Here is a 17,926-nt window from a genome sequence, read left to right as displayed (position 1 = left end):
CCTCCGCGGCGGCGGTCCGAACTCTCCTGTCGGCGGTCCGAACTCACCCGCCGCCGGTCCGAACACCCCCGCCGGGGGCGGGAACGCGGGCGGGGCGCGCGCGTGGAGGCCGCTTCCCGTGTCCGCTCACCCCCGCCCGGGGCGGCGGAACCGGCGCACCCCCGACGGCGTCACCACCGCGTCCACCGGCCGGTCGTGGGCCTCCTCGGGCACCCGCGGAACGATCTCGGCGTCGTAGAGCAGCACCACCCGCGCGGGCCGCGCGCCCGCCCGTTCCAGGCGGGCCAGGACCCGGTCGTAGGACCCCCCGCCGCGCCCCAGCCGCAGACCGCGCTCGTCGACCGCCAGCCCCGGCAGCAGCACCACGTCGGCCCCGGTCACGGCGTCCGGGCCCAGCCGCGCGCCGGACGGCTCCAGCAGTTCCATCCGCCCGCCGTGCCGCACGCGCGCGAGGGAGCCCGCCCCGCCGTACTCGCCCCAGTCGAGGTCGTTGTCGGGCAGCAGCACCGGCAGCAGCACGCGCGCACCCCGCGCGCGCAGCGCGTCCAGCAGCGCGAGCGTCCCGGGTTCGGTGCCCACGGAGACGTACGCGGCCACCGTGCGCGCCCGCGCCAGCTCCGGCAGCTCCAGCGCCCGCCGGGCCAGCGCCACCGCCGTCTCCCGCACGTCATCCGCCGTCAACCTGTTCCTCACCGCGAGGAACTCCCGCCGTAGCGTCCGCTTGTCAGGCTGGGTCGCACGTCCGTCGTGACTCACGTAGCCTCCCCTCCATTCACAGTGTGCTCATATGAGCGGCAATTGCCTCGGAGCGGCAGATATCGTGCAAGGCACCGGATAAGGTGGCCGCCATGATTCAGTCGCACCCCAGGATCAGCAAGGCTGTCATTCCCGCGGCCGGCCTCGGGACCCGGTTCCTGCCGGCCACGAAAGCCACTCCCAAGGAGATGCTGCCGGTCGTGGACAAGCCGGCGATCCAGTACGTGGTCGAGGAGGCCGTGTCCGCCGGCCTCGACGACGTCCTCATGGTGACGGGCCGCAACAAGCGCCCGCTGGAGGACCACTTCGACCGCAATTACGAACTGGAGTCCGCCCTGGAGAAGAAGGGCGACGCCGAGCGGCTGGCCAAGGTCCAGGAGTCCAGCGACCTCGCGACCATGCACTACGTCCGCCAGGGCGACCCCAGGGGCCTGGGCCACGCCGTGCTGTGCGCCGCCCCGCACGTGGGGGACGAGCCCTTCGCGGTCCTGCTCGGCGACGACCTGATCGACCCGCGCGACCCGCTGCTCCAGCGCATGATCGACGTCCAGGAGCAGTACGGCGGCAGCGTCGTCGCCCTCATGGAGGTCGCCCCGGAGCAGATCCACCTCTACGGCTGCGCCGCCGTGGAGCCCACCCGGGACGCCGACGTGGTCAGGGTCGGCGGCCTGGTCGAGAAGCCCGACCCGGCCGACGCCCCGTCCAACTACGCCGTCATCGGCCGCTACGTCCTCGACCCGCAGATCTTCGGCATACTGCGGACCACCGAGCCGGGCCGCGGCGGCGAGATCCAGCTCACCGACGCCCTCCAGCAGCTCGCCGCGGACGAGAAGGCCGGCGGCCCGGTGCACGGCGTGGTCTTCAAGGGCCGCCGCTATGACACCGGTGACCGCGGCGACTATCTGCGTGCCATTGTCAGACTCGCGTGCGAACGTGAAGACCTGGGCCCGGACTTCCGGACCTGGCTTCGCAGTTACGTAGCCGAGGAGATGGAGCAACGTTGAGCAGCGCCGCGCCCCGCGCCACCGGTCCCCTCCCCGTGGGCCCGGACCGCCTCTGGTCGGTCGAGGAGCACCTGGAGGACATCCTCACCACGGTCCGCCCCCTGGAGCCCATCGAGCTGAACCTGCTGGACGCCCAGGGCTGCGTCCTGGTCGAGGACGTCACGGTGCCGGTCTCCCTGCCGCCGTTCGACAACAGCTCGATGGACGGGTACGCGGTGCGGGTCGCGGACGTCGAGGGCGCGAGCGAGGAGTACCCCGCCGTCCTGGAGGTCGTCGGGGACGTCGCGGCCGGGCAGGCCGACCCGCCGCCGGTCGGTCCCGGCCAGGCCGCCCGCATCATGACCGGCGCCCCGCTGCCGCCCGGCGCCGAGACCGTCGTCCCCGTCGAGTGGACCGACGGCGGTCTCGGGGACGGCCCGGTCGGCGGGATGCGCGCCCGCGCCCTGGCCCCCGAGGGCGCCGAGGGCCAGGTGCGCGTGTACCGCCCGGCCGGGGCCCGCGCCCATGTGCGCGCCGAGGGCAGCGACGTCAAGGCCGGCGACCGCGCCCTGGAGGCCGGCACGGTGCTCGGCCCGCCGCAGATCGCCCTGCTCGCCGCGATCGGCCGCGGCACGGTCCGGGTCCGCCCGCGCCCGCGCGTGGTCGTCCTGTCCACCGGCAGCGAACTCGTCCAGCCGGACGAGGAACTGGGCAGCGGTCAGATCTACGACTCCAACAGCTTCGCCCTCACCGCCGCCGCCCGCGACGCGGGCGCGATCGCCTACCGCGTGGGCGCCGTCGCCGACGACGCCGAGACCCTCCGCGACACGATCGAGGACCAGCTGGTCCGCGCCGACCTGATGGTCACCACCGGCGGCGTGAGCGTCGGCGCGTACGACGTCGTCAAGGAGGCCCTGGCCCACGTCGGCGACGAGGACGAGCCGGGCGGCGGCGTGGAGTTCCGCAAGCTGGCCATGCAGCCCGGCAAGCCCCAGGGCTTCGGCTCCGTCGGCCCGGACCACATCCCCCTGCTGGCCCTGCCGGGCAACCCGGTCTCGTCGTACGTGTCCTTCGAGCTGTTCGTCCGCCCCGCCATCCGCGCCCTCATGGGCCTGGACGACGTCCACCGGCCCACAGCGCGTGCCACGCTGACCGCCGGCAAGGCGCTGACCTCGCCGAAGGGCCGTCGGCAGTTCCTGCGCGGCAGCTACGCCGACGGTGCCGTCACCCCGGTCGGCGGTGCCGGATCGCATCTGGTGGCCGCCCTCGCCCACGCCGACGCGCTGATCGTCGTCCCCGAGGACACCGAGACGGTCGAGCCCGGCGCCGAGGTCGAGGTGGTCCTGCTCGGCTGACCCGGCGGAGTTGGCGGTACCGTGTCGCGCACAGCAGGCCCGCGCCGTACCGCGCCGGGCCCGGACCGGGAGCGCCACAGAAGCATGAGCACGCAGGACCGACGTACGCAGGACCCCCGTACGCAGGAACGGCTGACGCACATCGACGAGGCGGGCGCCGCCCGTATGGTCGACGTGTCCGGCAAGGACGTGACCGCGCGCACCGCGCGCGCCAGCGGGCGGGTTCTCGTCTCGCCCCGTGTGGTCGAGCTGCTGCGCGGCGAGGGCGTCCCCAAGGGCGACGCCCTGGCCACGGCCCGGATCGCGGGCATCATGGGCGCCAAGCGCACCCCCGACCTGATCCCGCTGTGCCACCCGTTGTCGGTCTCCGGTGTGACACTGGACCTGTCGGTCGCGGACGACGCCGTGGAGATCCAGGCCACCGTCCGGACGACGGACCGCACGGGCGTCGAGATGGAGGCCCTCACCGCGGTCTCCGTCGCCGCGCTCACCGTGATCGACATGGTGAAGGCGGTCGACAAGGGAGCGGTCATCACGGACGTGCGGGTGGAGGAGAAGACGGGCGGCGCGTCGGGCGACTGGAGCCGGTCATGACGTACCGCGCTCTGGTGGTCACGGCGTCCAACCGGGCCGCCGCCGGGGTCTACGAGGACAAGGGCGGCCCGCTGATCGCGGACGGCCTGCGGCACGCGGGGTTCACCGTCGACGGCCCGCGGGTGGTCCCCGACGGCGACCCGGTCGAGGCCGCCCTGCGCGAGGGTGTCGCGGCCGGGTACGACGTCATCGTCACCACCGGCGGCACGGGCGTCTCGCCCACCGACCGCACCCCGGAGGCGACCCGGGCGGTACTCGACCGCGAGGTGCCGGGCATCGCCGAGGCGATCCGGGATTACGGCCGGGACAAGGTGCCGACGGCGGTGCTCTCCCGGGGCCTGGCCGGCGTGGCGGGGACGACGCTGATCGTCAACCTGCCGGGTTCCACCGGCGGCGTGAAGGACGGGCTGGCCGTGCTGGAGCCCCTGCTGGTCCACGCCGTCGACCAGCTCCGCGGCGGTGACCACCCCCGGCCCGGCGGGGGTGCGAGCTGAACGGCGCGTCCTGGCCCGCGGTACTGGTGGACGGCGAGGTCCTCCTCCGGCCGATAAAGCTGCGCGACCAGCGGGCCTGGCGCGAGGTCAACCGGCGCAACCGGGACTGGCTGCGCCCCTGGGAGGCGACCATTCCGCCGCCCGCGCCGAGCGGGCCGACAGCGCACCGGCCGACCTACCGCCAGATGGTCCGCCACCTGAGGTCCGAGGCGAACGCGGGCCGGATGCTGCCGTTCGTCATCGAGTACCAGGGCCGGCTGGTGGGCCAGCTGACGGTGGCCGGCATCACCTGGGGGTCGATGTGCTCCGGGCACATCGGCTACTGGGTGGACGAGGCGGTGGCCGGCCGCGGGGTGATGCCGACGGCCGTCGCGCTGGTCGTGGACCACTGTTTCCGCGCCGTCGGCCTGCACCGCGTCGAGGTCTGCATTCGCCCAGAGAACGGCCCGAGCCGCCGGGTCGTGGAGAAACTCGGATTCCGCGAGGAGGGCCTGCGCCCGCGCTATCTCCACATCGACGGCGCCTGGCGCGACCACCTGGTCTTCGCCCTCACCGCGGAAGAGGTGCCGGACGGACTCCTGCGGCGCTGGCACCGCACCCGCGCCCGGAACGCGCACAGAGAACGGAACGGGCATAACGCCTCGGGGAATCCACTCACCCCGGGGACCGGAATTGAATAAGTGTTCGAAATTGATCGAGTGGCGACCATCCTGCGGTATGGAAATTCGCGGGACTGGTGGCTGACTGATCACATCGGTCACAAAAAAAGTTCGAAATATCAGCCAGATCGTGCGACACACCGGCTCAATTGGCAGATGGCCTCACGCAAACCCCTCTACCGTGTGAGGCGTGAGCAGCAGCGGCCTCATCTACGCAGTCATCGTCGGGGCCTGGGCCGCCTACTTGGTGCCGATGTGGCTCCGTAGGCAGGACGAGCTGAACGAGGCCCGTCCGACGGAACGCTTCAGCACCGCCATCCGGCTCCTGTCCGGACGGGCGGGCATGGAGCGCCGGTACGCCAAGGACCTGCGGGCGCGCTCCGCCGACGAGGCGGAGTACGACGTCGCCCCGGACGCCGTCACCGACTCGGTGGACGTCCGGGCCTTCGCCGTGTCCAGGACCCGCCGGCAGACCCGGGCGGCCGTGGCGCCGCCCGCACCGGAACGGCCCGGCCCGTCCCACGGGGAGGTGAGCGCCCCGGTGCAGGGTGAGGCGCTCGATCCGGGCCGCGCGCCGACGCGCAAGCCGGCGCAGGGCCCCCGGCCTACGCCCGCCGCGCAGGCGGCGGCGGCCCGCGCCCGGCGCACCAAGGTGCTCGCGCGCCGCAGGCGCACCACCGTGGTGCTGTTCCTCGCCTTCACGCTCGGCTCGGTCGTCGCCGCCGTCGGGGGGCTGGCGTTCCTGTGGGCGCCCGGCGTGCCCGCCGTGCTGCTCAGCGCGTACATCGCCTACCTGCGCCGCCAGGAGCGCCGCCGCTTCGCCTTCCAGATGGACCGCCGCCGCGCCGAGGTCGCGGCGCAGCGCCTGCGGGAACGCCGCCAGCCGCGCCGCCGCCCGGCCGCCGACGTGGTCGGCGACCCCGACGCCGAGGAGCCCGACGAGGGACCCGCCACGGAGACCGACCCCGGTCTGTCGGCGCTCGCCGCCGACCGGCGGGCGCTGGTGGAGCAGACCGACCACGCCGAGTGGGTCGACCAGCAGCGCGAGCGGCAGCGGCGGCCCGGCCAGGGCGAGAGCTGGGAGCCGGTCCCGGTGCCGCTCCCGACCTACGTCACCGCCCCCGTCGCCCCGCGCGCCACGGCCGACGTGGACCTCGGGGCCCCGGACGCCTGGAGCTCGGCGCGCTCCAGCTCGCTCGCCCCCGAGGAGGACGGCGTGTCCTCGGGCGCGGCGGGCGACGGCCTGGTGCCGGCTCCCGGGCCGGGCGGGGCGGGCGACCGGGCGGAGAGCCCGGCGCGCGGCGGGTCCCGCCGCGCCTCCTCCCGCCGCGCCCGCGACCGCGGCCGCACGCCCCTGTTCGACCAGTACGAGGACGGCGGCCGGCCGCGCGCCGCCAACGAGTAGGCCCCCGGCGCCGACGATGTGACCTGCGTCGCTCCCGGCCGTCGCGCGGACCGTGGATTTTTGAGCAGGCCGATCGGGGTGCTAAAGTTTCACTCGTTGCAAGGGCCTGTGGCGCAGTCCGGTAGCGCACCTCGTTCGCATCGAGGGGGCCAGGGGTTCAAATCCCCTCAGGTCCACGCAGCTCGAAGCCCCGGTCGGTGATCACCGACCGGGGCTTCGGCATGTCTGCCCGGCGAAGTACGGCAGCTGCCCCGGTTCTTGCCTCCGGGACGCCGCCGAGCGCCTTCAGGGGTCGACAGACGGCCCGTCTGACCGGAAGGCTTACGGGACTATGACCACTCGTCCCCCAGGAGAACGCGTGAGACGCGCATCCGCACTCGCCGCGGCCCTCTCGCTGGCCGCCCTGCTCGCGGGGTGCACACGCGAAGAGCCCGAGTCGGCACCCGCCACGAGATCGCCGGCGCAGGCGGCGTGGTACGTCAGCACCCCGGAGCAGCGCGAGTCCTCCTGCGACGCCTACCGCAGGCACGACCCGCAGCACCCGGTCGCGATTCCCCCGCACCAATCGGACCAGACGGACGAGGAGTTCGCCGACGACTTCCACGAGGTGCTGAAGAAGGAGTGCTGAGCACCCGGCGGGCCGCGCGCCACCGCGCGCCGGACCGGCCGCGTGTCCCCGACCGCCGCCGGGGACACGGCGCCTGACACGGGGTCAGCGCCGCGGGGCCGGCCCCGCGGGCACCACCGCCGCCGCGACCGCGGCCACCGCGCACGCCCCGGCCACCGCGGCCGTCAGCGGCAGGGCCGCACCGCACAGCAGACGGCCCGGTCAGGACCCCGGTGTCGGCCGCCGCCTCGCGCAGCGCCTGGACCGGCCGGGTGCGACCGGCCCGCCAGGACGCGGCCGCCACCTCGCCGGCGGCCACCAGCAGCCCCGTCCAGAGGGCCAGGTGGTACGGCCAGGTGTCGTCGTCGATGCGAACCAGCCGGGTGCCAGGCCCTCCCGCACCACCCGCGCGGCCGGGCGCGGGGCGGCGTACGCGCCGAGTGCGCGGCCGGCGGCCGAGGCGGCCACGCCGACCAGCAGCGCCTCCGCTCCCGCCGGCCGGCGGATCTGGCCCGGGGCGGCGCCCGCCGTGCGCAGCGGCCCCGGGGACGGCGCCGGCGTCGGCTGTCCGCTCAAGGACCGGGCGGGCCGGGTCGAGCAGTTGGTGGACGCGCTGGGCGAGGTGGCGTCCGGCGGCACGGTGGTCGGCCCGAGGTCGTACGGCAGCCGCTGCGCCGGCGGCGCCGGGATCCGGCGGCCCGGCTCAGCCCGCGCGAGCGGGAGGTGCTGGCGCCGGTCGCCGAGGGCGGGTCGAACGGCGCGATCGCCCGGACGCTGGTGGTGTCCGAGGCCGCCGTCGGCGAGCACATCGGCTCCCTCCCCACCAGGCTGGATCTGCCGCCGGCCGACGACACCCACCGCCGGGTGCTGGCCGTGCCGGCCTTCCCGCGGGCCTGTCCGGCCCGGCCCGTCACAGCTTCTTGGCGAAGCAGCGGCTGTCGTCGTGGAAGCGGTAGTAGCCGAACTTCTCGCACGGCTCGTAGCCGCTGGAGGTGTACAGGGCGATGGCCTCGGGCTGCTTGGTGCCGGTCTCCAGCACCATGCGCAGGCGGCCCGCCGCGCGGGCGTCCTCCTCCAGCGCGGCCAGCACGCGCCGGGCCAGCCCCCGGCCGCGCATCTGCTCGATGACGAACATCCGCTTCAGCTCGGCGTCCCCGTCGAGGTTCCCCTCGCCGTTGGCGTCCCGTCTGCGCCAGCCGCCGGTGGCGACGGGGACGCCCAGTCCGTCGTAGGCGATCAGGTAGAGGCCGTTCGGCGGCTGGAAGTCCGCCGGGTCCAGGGGCGTGGCGTCGCCCCCGTCGCCGTAGCGGAGGTCGTACTCGGCCTGGACCTCGTCATTGAGCTTGACGGCGTCGGGGTGGTCGAAAGGGACGCGGCGGATATCCATGCTATGCACCGTATACCAATTCAGTCGGGAGGAGGCTGCTGCCCGGGGCTGTCCGGTCCAGAACCGGACCTCGTCCAGTGTGCAGGTATCGTGCCGGGGTGCCGACCGTGACCACCGTGAATGTGAACGGGCTGCGGGCCGCCGCGAAGAAGGGCTTCGTGGAATGGCTCGCGGCCACCGACGCCGACGTGCTGTGCCTCCAGGAGGTGCGGGCCGAACCGGGGCAACTGCCCGGACACGTCCGCGAGCCCGACGGCTGGCACGCGGTGCACGCCCCCGCCGCCGCCAAGGGCCGCGCCGGCGTCTCCCTCTACACCCGCCGCGAGCCCGACCGGGTGCGCGTCGGCTTCGGCTCCTCCGAGTTCGACGGCAGCGGCCGGTACGTCGAGGCCGACCTGCCGGGTGTGACGGTCGCCTCCCTCTATCTGCCCTCCGGTGAGGTGGGCACCGAGCGGCAGGTCGAGAAGGTCCGCTTCATGGGCGAGTTCCTCGCCTACCTCAAGGAGCTGCGCGAGCGCGCCGCCGCCGACGGCCGCGAGGTCCTGGTCTGCGGCGACTGGAACATCGCCCACCGGCAGGCCGACCTGAAGAACTGGCGCGGCAACACCAAGAACTCCGGCTTCCTGCCCGAGGAGCGCGACTGGTTGAGCCGTGTCCTGGACCCGGCGGAGGGCGGGTACGTCGATGTGATGCGCGCGCTGCACCCGGGAGTCGACGGGCCCTACAGCTGGTGGTCGTACCGCGGCCGGGCCTTCGACAACGACTCGGGCTGGCGGATCGACTACCAGATGGCCACGCCGGGGCTGGCCGCCCGGGCGGTCAAGGGCCGCGTGGAGCGCGCCGCCACCCACGCCGAGCGCTGGTCGGACCACGCGCCGGTCACGGTCGTCTACGAGGGCTAGCCCCGGGTCCCGTCCCCGCTTCCGTCCCGCCGGCGCAGCCGCCGGTCCAGGGCCAGCGACAGCTCCGCCTCCACCACGCTGCGGGCCAGCGGGCGCAGGCGGGGCAGGTCGGCCTCGGTCGCGTGGCGCAGGATCAGGTCGGCGAAGATCCCGGCCAGGGCGTCGGCGTGCTCGCGGACGCGCGCGCCCGCCGCCAGGACGTCGGCGAGCGGTATGCCCTCGCGGACCAGCGCCGAGGAGACGTCCAGCAGACGGCGGCTTATATGGACGATCTCCTCGCCGTCGGTGCCGAGGTAGCCGAGCTCCAGGGCCGCGGCGAGGTTCTCGGGGGTGGCCTGGCCGGCGAAGTGGTCGGCGAGCTCCTCGGGGGTGAGGCGGACCGGGGTCTCCTCGGTGGGCTCGCCGAGGCCCAGCAGGTCGCCGACGTCGCGGCCGTGGTCGAAGGCGTCCGCCAGCTCCGCGATGCCGTTGAGGGTGTGGCCGCGCTCCAGGAGGGCGGAGACGGTGCGCAGCCGGGCCAGGTGATGGTCGTCGTACCAGGCGATACGGCCCTCGCGGCGGGGCGGGGGGAGCAGCTTGCGCTCGCGGTAGAAGCGCAGGGTGCGCACCGTGATGCCGGCCAGCCGGGCCAGCTCCTCGGTGCGGTACTCGCGTCGTCCGGCGCTTTCGGCGTGCCCGGCGTTCCCTGCGACGTTCCCTGCGTCTTCTGCCACGCCGGAAGCCTAGATCGTACCGGCGGTAACTTTCCTCGCCGCGACCCCTACCGATCGGTACGGCGCTCCTCTACCCTCCCCATTGCGCCAGTGTTCACTGGCAGAGTCCGAGGCGATGTGTGGAGGCGTCGGAATGGCCGAGCACGAGCATGTACGCGTGGCGGTGGTCGGGTCCGGATTCGGCGGGCTGGGGGCCGCCGTGCGGCTGCGCCGGGAAGGGATCACCGATTTCGTCGTCCTGGAGCGGGCCGGCGGCGTCGGCGGCACCTGGCGGGACAACAGCTATCCGGGATGCGCCTGCGACGTGCCGTCCCACCTGTACTCCTTCTCCTTCGCGCCCAACCCCGACTGGCCGCGCACCTTCTCCGGGCAGCGGCACATCCGCGCCTATCTGGAACACGTCGCGGACACCTTCGGGCTCCGTCCGCACCTGCGGTTCGACGCCGAGGTGACGCGGATGACCTGGGACACGCGGCGGCTGCGGTGGGAGATCGAGACCGGCCGCGGCAAGCTGACGGCCGACGTCGTCGTCTCCGCCACCGGACCGCTGTCCGACCCGAAGATCCCCGACATCCCGGGGCTGGACACCTTCCCCGGCAAGGTCTTCCACTCCGCCCGCTGGGACCACGACTACGACCTCACCGGCAAGCGCGTCGCGATGATCGGAACCGGTGCGTCCGCCATCCAGATCGTGCCGTCCATCCAGCCGAGGGCCGGCCGGCTCACCCTCTTCCAGCGCACCCCGGCCTGGGTGATGCCCCGCGTGGACCGCGCCATCGGCCCCGCCGAGCGCGCCCTGCACCGGGCGGTGCCGCTCACCGCCCGGCTGCGCCGCGGCCTGCTGTGGGGCATCCGGGAGCTCCAGGTCCAGGCGTTCACCAAGCGCCCCGAGGAGCTCGGGCTGGTGGAGCGGCTGGCCAAGCGCAACATGGCCCGCGCCATCAAGGACCCGGCGCTGCGCGCCAAACTCACCCCCGACTACCGGATCGGCTGCAAGCGGATCCTGCTGTCCAACGACTACTACCCGGCACTCGCCCGGCCGAATGTGGACGTCGTCGCCAGCGGGCTGGCCGAGGTCCGCGGCTCGACCCTGGTGGCCGCCGACGGCAGCGAGGCCGAGGTGGACGCCATCATCTTCGGCACCGGCTTCCGCGTCACCGACATGCCCATCGCCGAGCGGGTGGTGGGCGCGGACGGGCGCACCCTCGCCGAGACCTGGCAGGACGGGATGCGGGCCCTGCGCGGCGCCACGGCGGCCGGCTTCCCGAACTGGATGACGATCATCGGGCCCAACACCGGCCTCGGGAACTCGTCCATGATCCTCATGATCGAGTCCCAGCTGAACTACCTGGCCGACTACCTCCGCCAGCTGGACGTCCTCGGCGGCCGGGTCGCCCTCGACGCCCGCCCCGAGGCCGTGCGCGCCTGGAACGACCGGGTCCAGGAGCGCATGAAGCGCACGGTGTGGAACACCGGCGGCTGCACCAGCTGGTACCTGGACGCCGCCGGCCGCAACACCACCGTCTGGCCGGGCACGACCAGCGAGTTCCGGCGGGCGACGCGGCGCGTGGACCTGATGGAGTACCGGGTGCTGCGGCCCCCGGCCGGCGCCCCCGCGGACGCGGAGACGGCGGCGGGGGCGGACGAGGCGAAGGCCGGGGTGACCGCGTGACCCCGCGCCGCCCCGCCGCGCCCGGCACCCCGCCCGCCCCCGGCCGCGTTCTGACCGTCCGCTCCGCCGACGGCGCCCGGCTCCACGTCGAGGTGCACGGACCCGGCGGCGACCCGCACGCCCCGGCCGTCGTCCTCGTCCACGGCTGGACCTGCTCCACCGCGTTCTGGGCGGCGCAGATCCGCGCCCTGGCCGCCGACCACCGCGTCATCGCCTACGACCAGCGCGGCCACGGACGCAGCCCGGCCCACCCGGCCTGCGGCACCGGCGCCCTCGCCGACGACCTGGAAGCCGTACTGGAGGCCACCCTCGCCCCGGGTGAGCGGGCCGTGATCGCCGGCCACTCCATGGGCGGCATGACGGTGATGGCCGCGGCCGACCGGCCCGCCCTGCGGGCACGCGCGGCGGCCGTCCTGTTGTGCAGCACCGGCAGTTCCCGGCTGGCCGCCTCCGCGCGGGTGCTCCCGCTGCGGGAGGGCCGGGCGCGGACCTGGCTGACCCGCCGGATCCTGCTGTCCCGGGCCCGGCTCGGACCGGTCACACCGCTCTCGCTGCGCGTCCTCAAGTACGGGATCACCGGCCCGGGTTCGGCCCCGCACGTGGTGGAGACCTGCGCCCGGATCGTGCACGCCTGCCCCGGCGCGGTGCGCCACGCCTGGGCGCGGGTGCTGGACCGCCTCGAACTCGACGACGCGGTGCGGCGGTTGACGGCGCCCACGGAGGTCCTGGTCGGCGCGGCCGACCGGCTGACGCCGCCGGCGCACGCCCGCGCGCTGGCCGCCGCGTTGCCCGACTGCCGGGGCGTCACCGAGCTGCCCGGCATCGGCCACATGACGCCCGTCGAGGCACCGGAGCAGGTCACCGGGCGCATACGGGCGCTCGCCGCCGCCCATCTGCCCGCCGGTGTCCCCATGTCCGCCGTACACGCCGAGGAGAGCGCATGAGCAGGGTCAGCCTGGAAGGACGGGTCGCCGTCGTCACCGGAGCGGCGCGGGGCGTCGGGGAGCTGCTGGCGCGCAAGCTGTCCGCGCGCGGGGTGCGGCTCGCGCTGGTCGGGCTGGAGCCGGACGCGCTCAAGCGGGTGTCCGGGCGGCTGCACAGCGACAGCGGCCACTGGTACGCCGACGTCACCGACCACGAGGCGATGGCACGGGTCGCCCAGGAGGTGAAGGAACGGTTCGGCAGGGTGGACATCGTGGTCGCCAACGCGGGCGTCGCCACCGGCGGGCCCTTCGCCGACTCCGATCCCGAGGCGTGGCGGCGGGTGATCGAGGTCAACCTGATCGGGTCGGCGGTGACGGCCCGCGCCTTCCTGCCGTCGCTGGTGGAGAGCCGGGGCTACCTGCTCCAGGTCGCCTCCCTGGCCGCCCTCACGCCCGCCCCGATGATGACGGCGTACTGCGCGTCCAAGTCCGGTGTGGAGGCGTACGCGCACAGCCTGCGCGCCGAGGTCGGCTACCGGGGCGTGAAGGTCGGCGTCGGCTATCTGTCGTGGACCGACACCGACATGGTGCGCGGCGCGGACCGGGACGACGTGATGCGGGAGTTGCGGCAGCGGCTGCCGTGGCCGTCGAACAAGACCTATCCGCTGGGCCCGGCCGTCGACCGGCTCGTCGAGGGTATCGAGCGGCGGGCCACGCACGTCTACGGTCAGTGGTGGCTGCGCGGCATGCAGGGCGTGCGCGGCGCCCTGCCGGCGCTCATCGGAGCGGTCGGCGGGCGGGAGATGCGGCGCTTCGCGGACCGGCTCACCGGCATGCGCATGGGCCTGGTCGGCGCGGGCGGCGCGGCCGACGAAGAGCACCGGACGAACCCCGTCCGCGCGGGCGGCGCGGCCGGCGAACAGCACCGGGCGACCGTGGACACGAAGCGTCACTGATCGACATGCGCGGGGTCACCGCCCATGTGAATCTGATCGGGCCCGATCCCGTCCGGCACGGGAACGGGCCCGATGTCCCCACCCACTACGGGAGTGAACCCACATGGGCATGAAGGACCAGTTCCAGGAGAAGTCCGAACGGCTGCAGGAGCAGGCGCGCCAGCGGGCCGAGCAGGCCAAGGAGCAGGTGCAGAACCGCCGTCGTCGGGACGACGACGAGACGGACACCGAGCGGCAGGCCCAGCAGGACCGCCTCAGCCAGGACTACGACGCCTGACGCGTCGCCGAAGCGGAAGGGGCGCCCCTCGGTGTGGGGCGCCCCTTCTCTCATGCCCCGTCGCGGTCCGCCCTGTCGCGGTCCGCCCTGTCGCGGTCCGCCCTGTCGCGGTCCGCCCGGTCACGGCCGCGGCGGCAACGGGGGCCGGGTCCGGTCCGGCACGTCCCGGTAGTCCGGCGGCGTGGCCGGCGGGTTGGTCTCCAGCAGCTCCAGTGCCAGCCGGACCGCGTCGCCCAGCACCGGGTAGCGGCCCTCGGCCCAGTCCAGCGGGGTGCGCAGCGCCTCCAGGTCGGGGGCGACGCCGTGGTTCTCCACCGACCAGCCGTAGGCGTCGAACCAGGCGGCGTTCATCGGCACCGTGATGAGCGTGCCGTCCCCGAGGCGGTGCCGCCCGGTCATGCCGACCACGCCGCCCCAGGTGCGCTGGCCGACCACCGGGCCCAGCTTCAGCAGCTTGAAGGCGGCGGTGATCATGTCGCCGTCGGAGGAGGTCGCCTCGTCCGCCACCGCCACGACCGGGCCCCGGGGCGCGTTGGAGGTGTACGACACCGGCTGGGCGTTGCGGGTCAGGTCCCAGCCCAGGATGGTGCGGGTCAGCTTCTCGATGACGAGTTCGCTGATGTGCCCGCCCGCGTTGCCGCGCACGTCCACGATGAGCGCCGGCCGGGAGACCTCCATGCGCAGATCGCGGTTGAACTGCGCCCAGCCCGACCCGCCCATGTCGGGGATGTGCAGATAGCCGCACCGCCCGTCGCTCAACTCCCGCACCACCTCGCGGCGTTTGGTCACCCAGTCCTGGTAGCGCAGCGGCCGGTCGTCGATCAGCGGCACGACGGCGACCCGCCGGGACGGCCCCCCGGCCTCCGGCTCGAACGTCAGCTCCACGGTCGTCCCGCCCGCACCCGCCAGCAGCGGATACGGCCCGGCCACCGGGTCGACCGGCCGGCCGTCCACATGGGTCAGGACGGAGCCCTCGCGGATACCGGTCCCGGCCAGCGGGGAGCGGGCCCGGGAGTCGGAGGAGTCGCCCGGCAGGATCCGCTTGACGAGCCACCGCCCCTGCCGGCACACGAAGTTGGCGCCCAGCAGGCCCTGCCAGCGCTGGTACTGCGGCGGGCCCTCGTTGCGGCGGGCGGCGGAGACGTAGGCGTGGGAGGTGCCCAGCTCGCCCAGCACCTCCCGCAGCAGATCCGCGAACTCGTCCGGCGTGGCGACCCGTTCGACCAGCGGGCGGTACTGCGCCAGCACCGCCTCCCAGTCGATGCCGCACATGCCCGGATCCCAGAAGAAGGCGCGGATCAGCCGCCCCGCCTCCGCGTACGCCTGCCGCCACTCCGCGCCCGGGTCGACCTGGTGCAGGACGCGGCGCAGGTCGATCCAGGTGGTGGAGTCGCTGTCGCCGGCCTCCGTGGCGGGCACCGCGCGCAGGTCGCCCTCGTCCAGGACGACCAGCCGGGTGCCGTCCCCGCTGACCGCGAAGGAGTCCAGGTGGCCCACGAGTTCGGTCTTCTTCGCCTTGGCCAGGCCGAAGTGCTCCAGGGTGGGCCGCTCGCTGGGGTCGTTGGGGTTGGCGAACGTCTCGCCGAGCGCGCCCGAGATCGGCCAGCGCAGCCAGACCAGCCCGCCGCCCGCCACCGGGCGCAGCGCCGAGTACTTGGAGGCGGTGACCGGGAACGGGGTGACCCGGTTCTCCAGGCCCTCCACCTCGACGGTCACCGCACCGCCCTCGCCGGGCTCGTCCTCCGCCGGGTCCAGCCCGCCGGCGGCGGGGCGGCCCTCGGGATTCAGCGCGAACGGGGAGGGGGTCGCCGACGACAGGGGCACCAGATACGGGCGGCAGCCCAGCGGGAAGGACAGGTCCCCGGTGTGCACGTCGTACACCGGGTCGAAGCCGCGCCAGGACAGGAACGCCAGATAGCGGCCGTCGCGCGTGAAGACCGGGTTCTCGTCCTCGAAGCGGCCGTTGGTGACGTCCACGACGAACCCGTCCTTGATCCGGGCCATCCTGATCTGCCGCAGCGTCCGCCCGATGCCCGGGTGCGACCACGTCAGCCACGCCCCGTCCGGGGAGAAGGCGAGGTCCCGCACCGGCCCGTTGTCCGACCGGACCAGCTCGGTGACGTCCTCGCCCTCCGGCCCGCCGCCCGGTTCCCCGGGGGCGTCCGCCACGGCGGCCGTCTCCTCGGGGACCGGCAGCAGCAGCAGTCTCCCGTCGTGCGAGGCGACGGCGAGCCGCTCGCCCTCGGGGTCCGCCGCCATCTCCAGCACCCGGCCCAGCTTCCCGGAGGCCAGCCGCCGCGCCGCGCGGCCCCCGGTCGCCCGGGGCAGATACGCGATCTCCACGGCGTCCTCGCCGTCCGCGTCGGTCACGTACGCGATCCGCCCGCTCGCCCCGAGCATCTCCGGCAGCCGCACCCGCACCCCGGGGGTGTCGGCGAGGGTGCGCGCCGGGCCGTCGCGGTGGGTGAGCCAGTACAGGCTGCCCCGTACCACGACGGCGCTGGCGCGGCCCGTCTCGTCGACGGAGAGACCGGCCACGTGCTGGGCGGCGGGCACCTGGTAGACGCGCCGCCCCGCGCGCGGCCCGCTCAGCCGCACCTCCAGCCGGCGCGGCCGCGCGCCGGGGGACAGGTCGTCGACGATCCACAGCTCGCCCGCGCACTGGTACACCACCCGCGTGCCGTCCGAGGCGGCGTGCCGGGCGTAGAAGGCGTCGTGGTCGGTGTGGCGGCGCAGACCGGAGCCGTCGTACGCGCAGGAGTAGAGGTTGCCGACGCCCTCGTGGTCGGAGAGGAAGGCGATCCGGCCGCCGACGAACATCGGCGACTGGAGGTGGCCGCCGAGGTCGGGCAGCAGCCGCTGCCCGTGCAGCCACAGCCGGCCCGTCGCGCCGCCCCGGTACCGCTTCCACGAGGCCGGTTCGTGCGGCGGGGTGCCGGTGAGCAGCAGGGTCCTGCGCTCACCGTCGAGGTCGGCGACCTGGAGATCGCTGACCGGGCCCCAGGGAAGCTTGCGGCCGGGGTCGCCGCCGGGGGCAATCTTGTAGGCCCAGGTGAGGTGGGAGAACGGCTCGCCGTGGGAGGAGACCGCGAGGACGGCGGCCTCCGCGTCCGGGTCGGCCGGCGCCCAGCCGCACACCCGGGCGTCCATGCTGCCCCAGTGGCTGAGCCGGCGGCCCGGCCCGCCGTCCACCGGCACCAGATGGACCTCCGGGACCAGGCTGCGCCAGCTGGTGTACGCGATGTGCCGGCCGTCGGGCGAGAAGCGGGGGTGGCCGGCCTTGGCGCGGTCGACGGTGAGCCGCCAGGCGCGGCCCGGGCCGTCGAGGGGGGCGAGCCAGAGGTCGTCCTCGGCCACGAAGCACAGGAGGTCGCCACTGAGGTGCGGAAGGCGCAGATAGCTCACCTTTCCCATGCTTTGCCGGGGGCAGGGCGCGGGCAACTCGGGCGCCGCCGCCCCCTCCGCCACGCCCCTGCTCACCCCCGCGCGGGCGCCCCGCTTATGCGGCCTTCACAGGCGTGACCGAGCACACGTACGAAACCGTTTCGTTTCGTTTGGCACCGGGGATACAGTCTTCATGTACGAGAAGTCCGTTGTCGTCCGAAGACCCGAAGCGGGAAGGTGAGGGAGATGGCCGAGGTCGCGACCGCGCGCCGCAGCCGGATCACCCCCGAGCGCGCGGCCGAGCTGTACGCGGCCGTGCTCGACCTGCTGAGGGAGGTCGGCTACGACGCCCTGACCATGGACGCCGTGGCCGCCCGCACCCGGTCCAGCAAGGCGACGCTCTACCGCCAGTGGGGCGGCAAGCCCGAGCTGGTCGTCAGAGCGCTGCGCCACGGCAAGCCGGGCAGCGTCGCCGACGTCGACACCGGCTCCCTGCGGGGCGACCTGCACGCGCTGGCGACCCGTGAGGACGACTGCGCCATGGAACAGAACTCCGCGCTGGTGCGGGGCCTGGCCATGGCGGTGCACATGAACCCGGATCTGCGGCGGGCGTTCAGGGAACTGCTCATCGAACCGGAGATGGCGGAGTTCCGGCGGGTGCTGCGGCGCGCGATCGAGCGCGGCGAGATCCGCGAGGACGCGCCCGCGCTGGGTTACGTCGTGCACATGCTGGTCGGCGCGTTCGTCACCCGCGCACTGATCGACGATCTGCCGCCCACCCAGACGTTCCTGCGCTCGTACATCGACGCCGTGGTCCTCCCCGCCCTCGGCGCACCCACCCCCTGACCCGTCCCCGCGA

General features: G+C 74.4%; 17 protein-coding genes, 1 tRNA gene and 2 pseudogenes. 15 read left to right on the top strand and 5 right to left on the bottom strand.

The features are described 5' to 3' along the window. Positions 1-126: 126 nt before the first annotated feature. Positions 127-756 carry a 5-formyltetrahydrofolate cyclo-ligase gene (locus tag AB0L74_RS32180; protein ID WP_365660289.1) on the bottom strand — a complete coding sequence of 210 codons (630 nt, stop codon included), beginning with the start codon at positions 754-756 and terminating at the stop codon, positions 127-129. A gap of 92 nt (positions 757-848) precedes the next feature. Between AB0L74_RS32180 and galU the strand changes: the two genes are divergently transcribed. From galU to AB0L74_RS32140, 8 genes are all read left to right on the top strand, one after another. Further along, entirely contained in the window at positions 849-1,760 is a 912-nt protein-coding gene (gene galU / locus AB0L74_RS32175) for a UTP--glucose-1-phosphate uridylyltransferase GalU (protein ID WP_365660287.1), read from the top strand. After that, positions 1,757-3,094: a gephyrin-like molybdotransferase Glp gene (gene glp / locus AB0L74_RS32170; protein WP_365660284.1), complete on the top strand. Its 1,338-nt coding sequence runs from the start codon at positions 1,757-1,759 to the stop codon at positions 3,092-3,094. Before galU ends, glp begins: the two co-directional genes overlap by 4 nt. An 84-nt stretch (positions 3,095-3,178) precedes the next feature. Continuing rightward, positions 3,179-3,688: a cyclic pyranopterin monophosphate synthase MoaC gene (gene moaC, locus AB0L74_RS32165; protein ID WP_365660281.1), complete on the top strand. Its 510-nt coding sequence runs from the start codon at positions 3,179-3,181 to the stop codon at positions 3,686-3,688. Continuing rightward, positions 3,685-4,182: a MogA/MoaB family molybdenum cofactor biosynthesis protein gene (locus AB0L74_RS32160; protein ID WP_365660278.1), complete on the top strand. Its 498-nt coding sequence runs from the start codon at positions 3,685-3,687 to the stop codon at positions 4,180-4,182. The genes moaC and AB0L74_RS32160 overlap by 4 nt, the downstream gene beginning before the upstream one ends. A gap of 26 nt (positions 4,183-4,208) precedes the next feature. Then, complete coding sequence (locus AB0L74_RS32155; RefSeq protein ID WP_365660275.1) at positions 4,209-4,862, top strand: GNAT family protein; 654 nt, start codon at positions 4,209-4,211, stop codon at positions 4,860-4,862. A gap of 169 nt (positions 4,863-5,031) precedes the next feature. Continuing rightward, entirely contained in the window at positions 5,032-6,246 is a 1,215-nt protein-coding gene (glpR, locus tag AB0L74_RS32150) for a gephyrin-like molybdotransferase receptor GlpR (RefSeq protein ID WP_365660272.1), read from the top strand. Positions 6,247-6,348: 102 nt separating this feature from the next. Further along, positions 6,349-6,422: transfer RNA gene (locus tag AB0L74_RS32145), tRNA-Ala, on the top strand. A gap of 182 nt (positions 6,423-6,604) precedes the next feature. After that, the gene (locus AB0L74_RS32140) at positions 6,605-6,874 is read left to right on the top strand and encodes a hypothetical protein (RefSeq protein WP_365660269.1); all 270 of its coding nucleotides are present in this window, start codon (positions 6,605-6,607) and stop codon (positions 6,872-6,874) included. Between the two features lie 153 nt (positions 6,875-7,027). On the opposite strand, the pseudogene AB0L74_RS32135 reads toward AB0L74_RS32140, so the two are convergent. After that, a pseudogene (locus AB0L74_RS32135) lies at positions 7,028-7,396 on the bottom strand (ABC transporter permease); the annotation flags it as partial. 1 nt (position 7,397) lies between these two features. Here AB0L74_RS32135 and AB0L74_RS32130 point away from each other — a divergent pair. Beyond that, positions 7,398-7,747 (top strand): annotated as a pseudogene (locus AB0L74_RS32130) (LuxR C-terminal-related transcriptional regulator); the annotation flags it as partial. A 16-nt stretch (positions 7,748-7,763) separates the two neighbouring features. Here AB0L74_RS32130 and AB0L74_RS32125 read toward each other — a convergent pair. After that, the gene (locus AB0L74_RS32125) at positions 7,764-8,240 is read right to left on the bottom strand and encodes a GNAT family N-acetyltransferase (protein ID WP_365660266.1); all 477 of its coding nucleotides are present in this window, start codon (positions 8,238-8,240) and stop codon (positions 7,764-7,766) included. Between the two features lie 98 nt (positions 8,241-8,338). Between AB0L74_RS32125 and AB0L74_RS32120 the strand changes: the two genes are divergently transcribed. Continuing rightward, on the top strand, positions 8,339-9,142 hold the full coding sequence (locus AB0L74_RS32120; protein WP_365660263.1) for an exodeoxyribonuclease III: 804 nt from the start codon (positions 8,339-8,341) through the stop codon (positions 9,140-9,142). Here AB0L74_RS32120 and AB0L74_RS32115 read toward each other — a convergent pair. Beyond that, the gene (locus tag AB0L74_RS32115) at positions 9,139-9,855 is read right to left on the bottom strand and encodes a MerR family transcriptional regulator (RefSeq protein ID WP_365660260.1); all 717 of its coding nucleotides are present in this window, start codon (positions 9,853-9,855) and stop codon (positions 9,139-9,141) included. The two genes, AB0L74_RS32120 and AB0L74_RS32115, sit on opposite strands and share 4 nt — an antisense overlap. Before the next feature lie 133 nt (positions 9,856-9,988). Between AB0L74_RS32115 and AB0L74_RS32110 the strand changes: the two genes are divergently transcribed. The 4 genes from AB0L74_RS32110 to AB0L74_RS32095 all read left to right on the top strand — a co-directional run bounded on the left by AB0L74_RS32110 (position 9,989) and on the right by AB0L74_RS32095 (position 13,683). After that, the gene (locus AB0L74_RS32110; protein ID WP_365660257.1) at positions 9,989-11,527 is read left to right on the top strand and encodes an NAD(P)/FAD-dependent oxidoreductase; all 1,539 of its coding nucleotides are present in this window, start codon (positions 9,989-9,991) and stop codon (positions 11,525-11,527) included. Beyond that, complete coding sequence (locus AB0L74_RS32105) at positions 11,524-12,471, top strand: alpha/beta hydrolase (protein ID WP_365660254.1); 948 nt, start codon at positions 11,524-11,526, stop codon at positions 12,469-12,471. Before AB0L74_RS32110 ends, AB0L74_RS32105 begins: the two co-directional genes overlap by 4 nt. Continuing rightward, positions 12,468-13,406: an SDR family oxidoreductase gene (locus tag AB0L74_RS32100; RefSeq protein WP_365660251.1), complete on the top strand. Its 939-nt coding sequence runs from the start codon at positions 12,468-12,470 to the stop codon at positions 13,404-13,406. The genes AB0L74_RS32105 and AB0L74_RS32100 overlap by 4 nt, the downstream gene beginning before the upstream one ends. Before the next feature lie 109 nt (positions 13,407-13,515). Beyond that, entirely contained in the window at positions 13,516-13,683 is a 168-nt protein-coding gene (locus AB0L74_RS32095) for a hypothetical protein (protein WP_365660294.1), read from the top strand. Positions 13,684-13,803: 120 nt separating this feature from the next. Here the strand turns inward: AB0L74_RS32095 and AB0L74_RS32090 are convergent, their stop codons facing one another. Continuing rightward, positions 13,804-17,097 carry a S41 family peptidase gene (locus AB0L74_RS32090; RefSeq protein ID WP_365660248.1) on the bottom strand — a complete coding sequence of 1,098 codons (3,294 nt, stop codon included), beginning with the start codon at positions 17,095-17,097 and terminating at the stop codon, positions 13,804-13,806. 216 nt (positions 17,098-17,313) lie between these two features. Between AB0L74_RS32090 and AB0L74_RS32085 the strand changes: the two genes are divergently transcribed. Continuing rightward, on the top strand, positions 17,314-17,913 hold the full coding sequence (locus tag AB0L74_RS32085) for a TetR/AcrR family transcriptional regulator (RefSeq protein ID WP_365660245.1): 600 nt from the start codon (positions 17,314-17,316) through the stop codon (positions 17,911-17,913). Positions 17,914-17,926 lie beyond the last annotated feature (13 nt).

It is taken from the genome of Streptomyces sp. NPDC052020, assembly GCF_040680575.1.
In the GTDB taxonomy this organism is placed as follows: domain Bacteria; phylum Actinomycetota; class Actinomycetes; order Streptomycetales; family Streptomycetaceae; genus Streptomyces.
Note: the sequence above shows the minus strand (reverse complement) of the source record. Positions and strands in the feature narration are given on the sequence as shown.

Coding starts and splice junctions, on each gene's coding strand:
- galU (WP_365660287.1), top strand. CDS start 849: ATGATTCAGTCGCACCCCAGGATCAGCAAGGCTGTCATTCCCGCGGCC.
- moaC (WP_365660281.1), top strand. CDS start 3,179: ATGAGCACGCAGGACCGACGTACGCAGGACCCCCGTACGCAGGAACGG.
- AB0L74_RS32160 (WP_365660278.1), top strand. CDS start 3,685: ATGACGTACCGCGCTCTGGTGGTCACGGCGTCCAACCGGGCCGCCGCC.
- AB0L74_RS32125 (WP_365660266.1), bottom strand. CDS start 8,240: ATGGATATCCGCCGCGTCCCTTTCGACCACCCCGACGCCGTCAAGCTC.
- AB0L74_RS32110 (WP_365660257.1), top strand. CDS start 9,989: ATGGCCGAGCACGAGCATGTACGCGTGGCGGTGGTCGGGTCCGGATTC.
- AB0L74_RS32100 (WP_365660251.1), top strand. CDS start 12,468: ATGAGCAGGGTCAGCCTGGAAGGACGGGTCGCCGTCGTCACCGGAGCG.
- AB0L74_RS32095 (WP_365660294.1), top strand. CDS start 13,516: ATGAAGGACCAGTTCCAGGAGAAGTCCGAACGGCTGCAGGAGCAGGCG.
- AB0L74_RS32090 (WP_365660248.1), bottom strand. CDS start 17,097: ATGGGAAAGGTGAGCTATCTGCGCCTTCCGCACCTCAGTGGCGACCTC.
- AB0L74_RS32085 (WP_365660245.1), top strand. CDS start 17,314: ATGGCCGAGGTCGCGACCGCGCGCCGCAGCCGGATCACCCCCGAGCGC.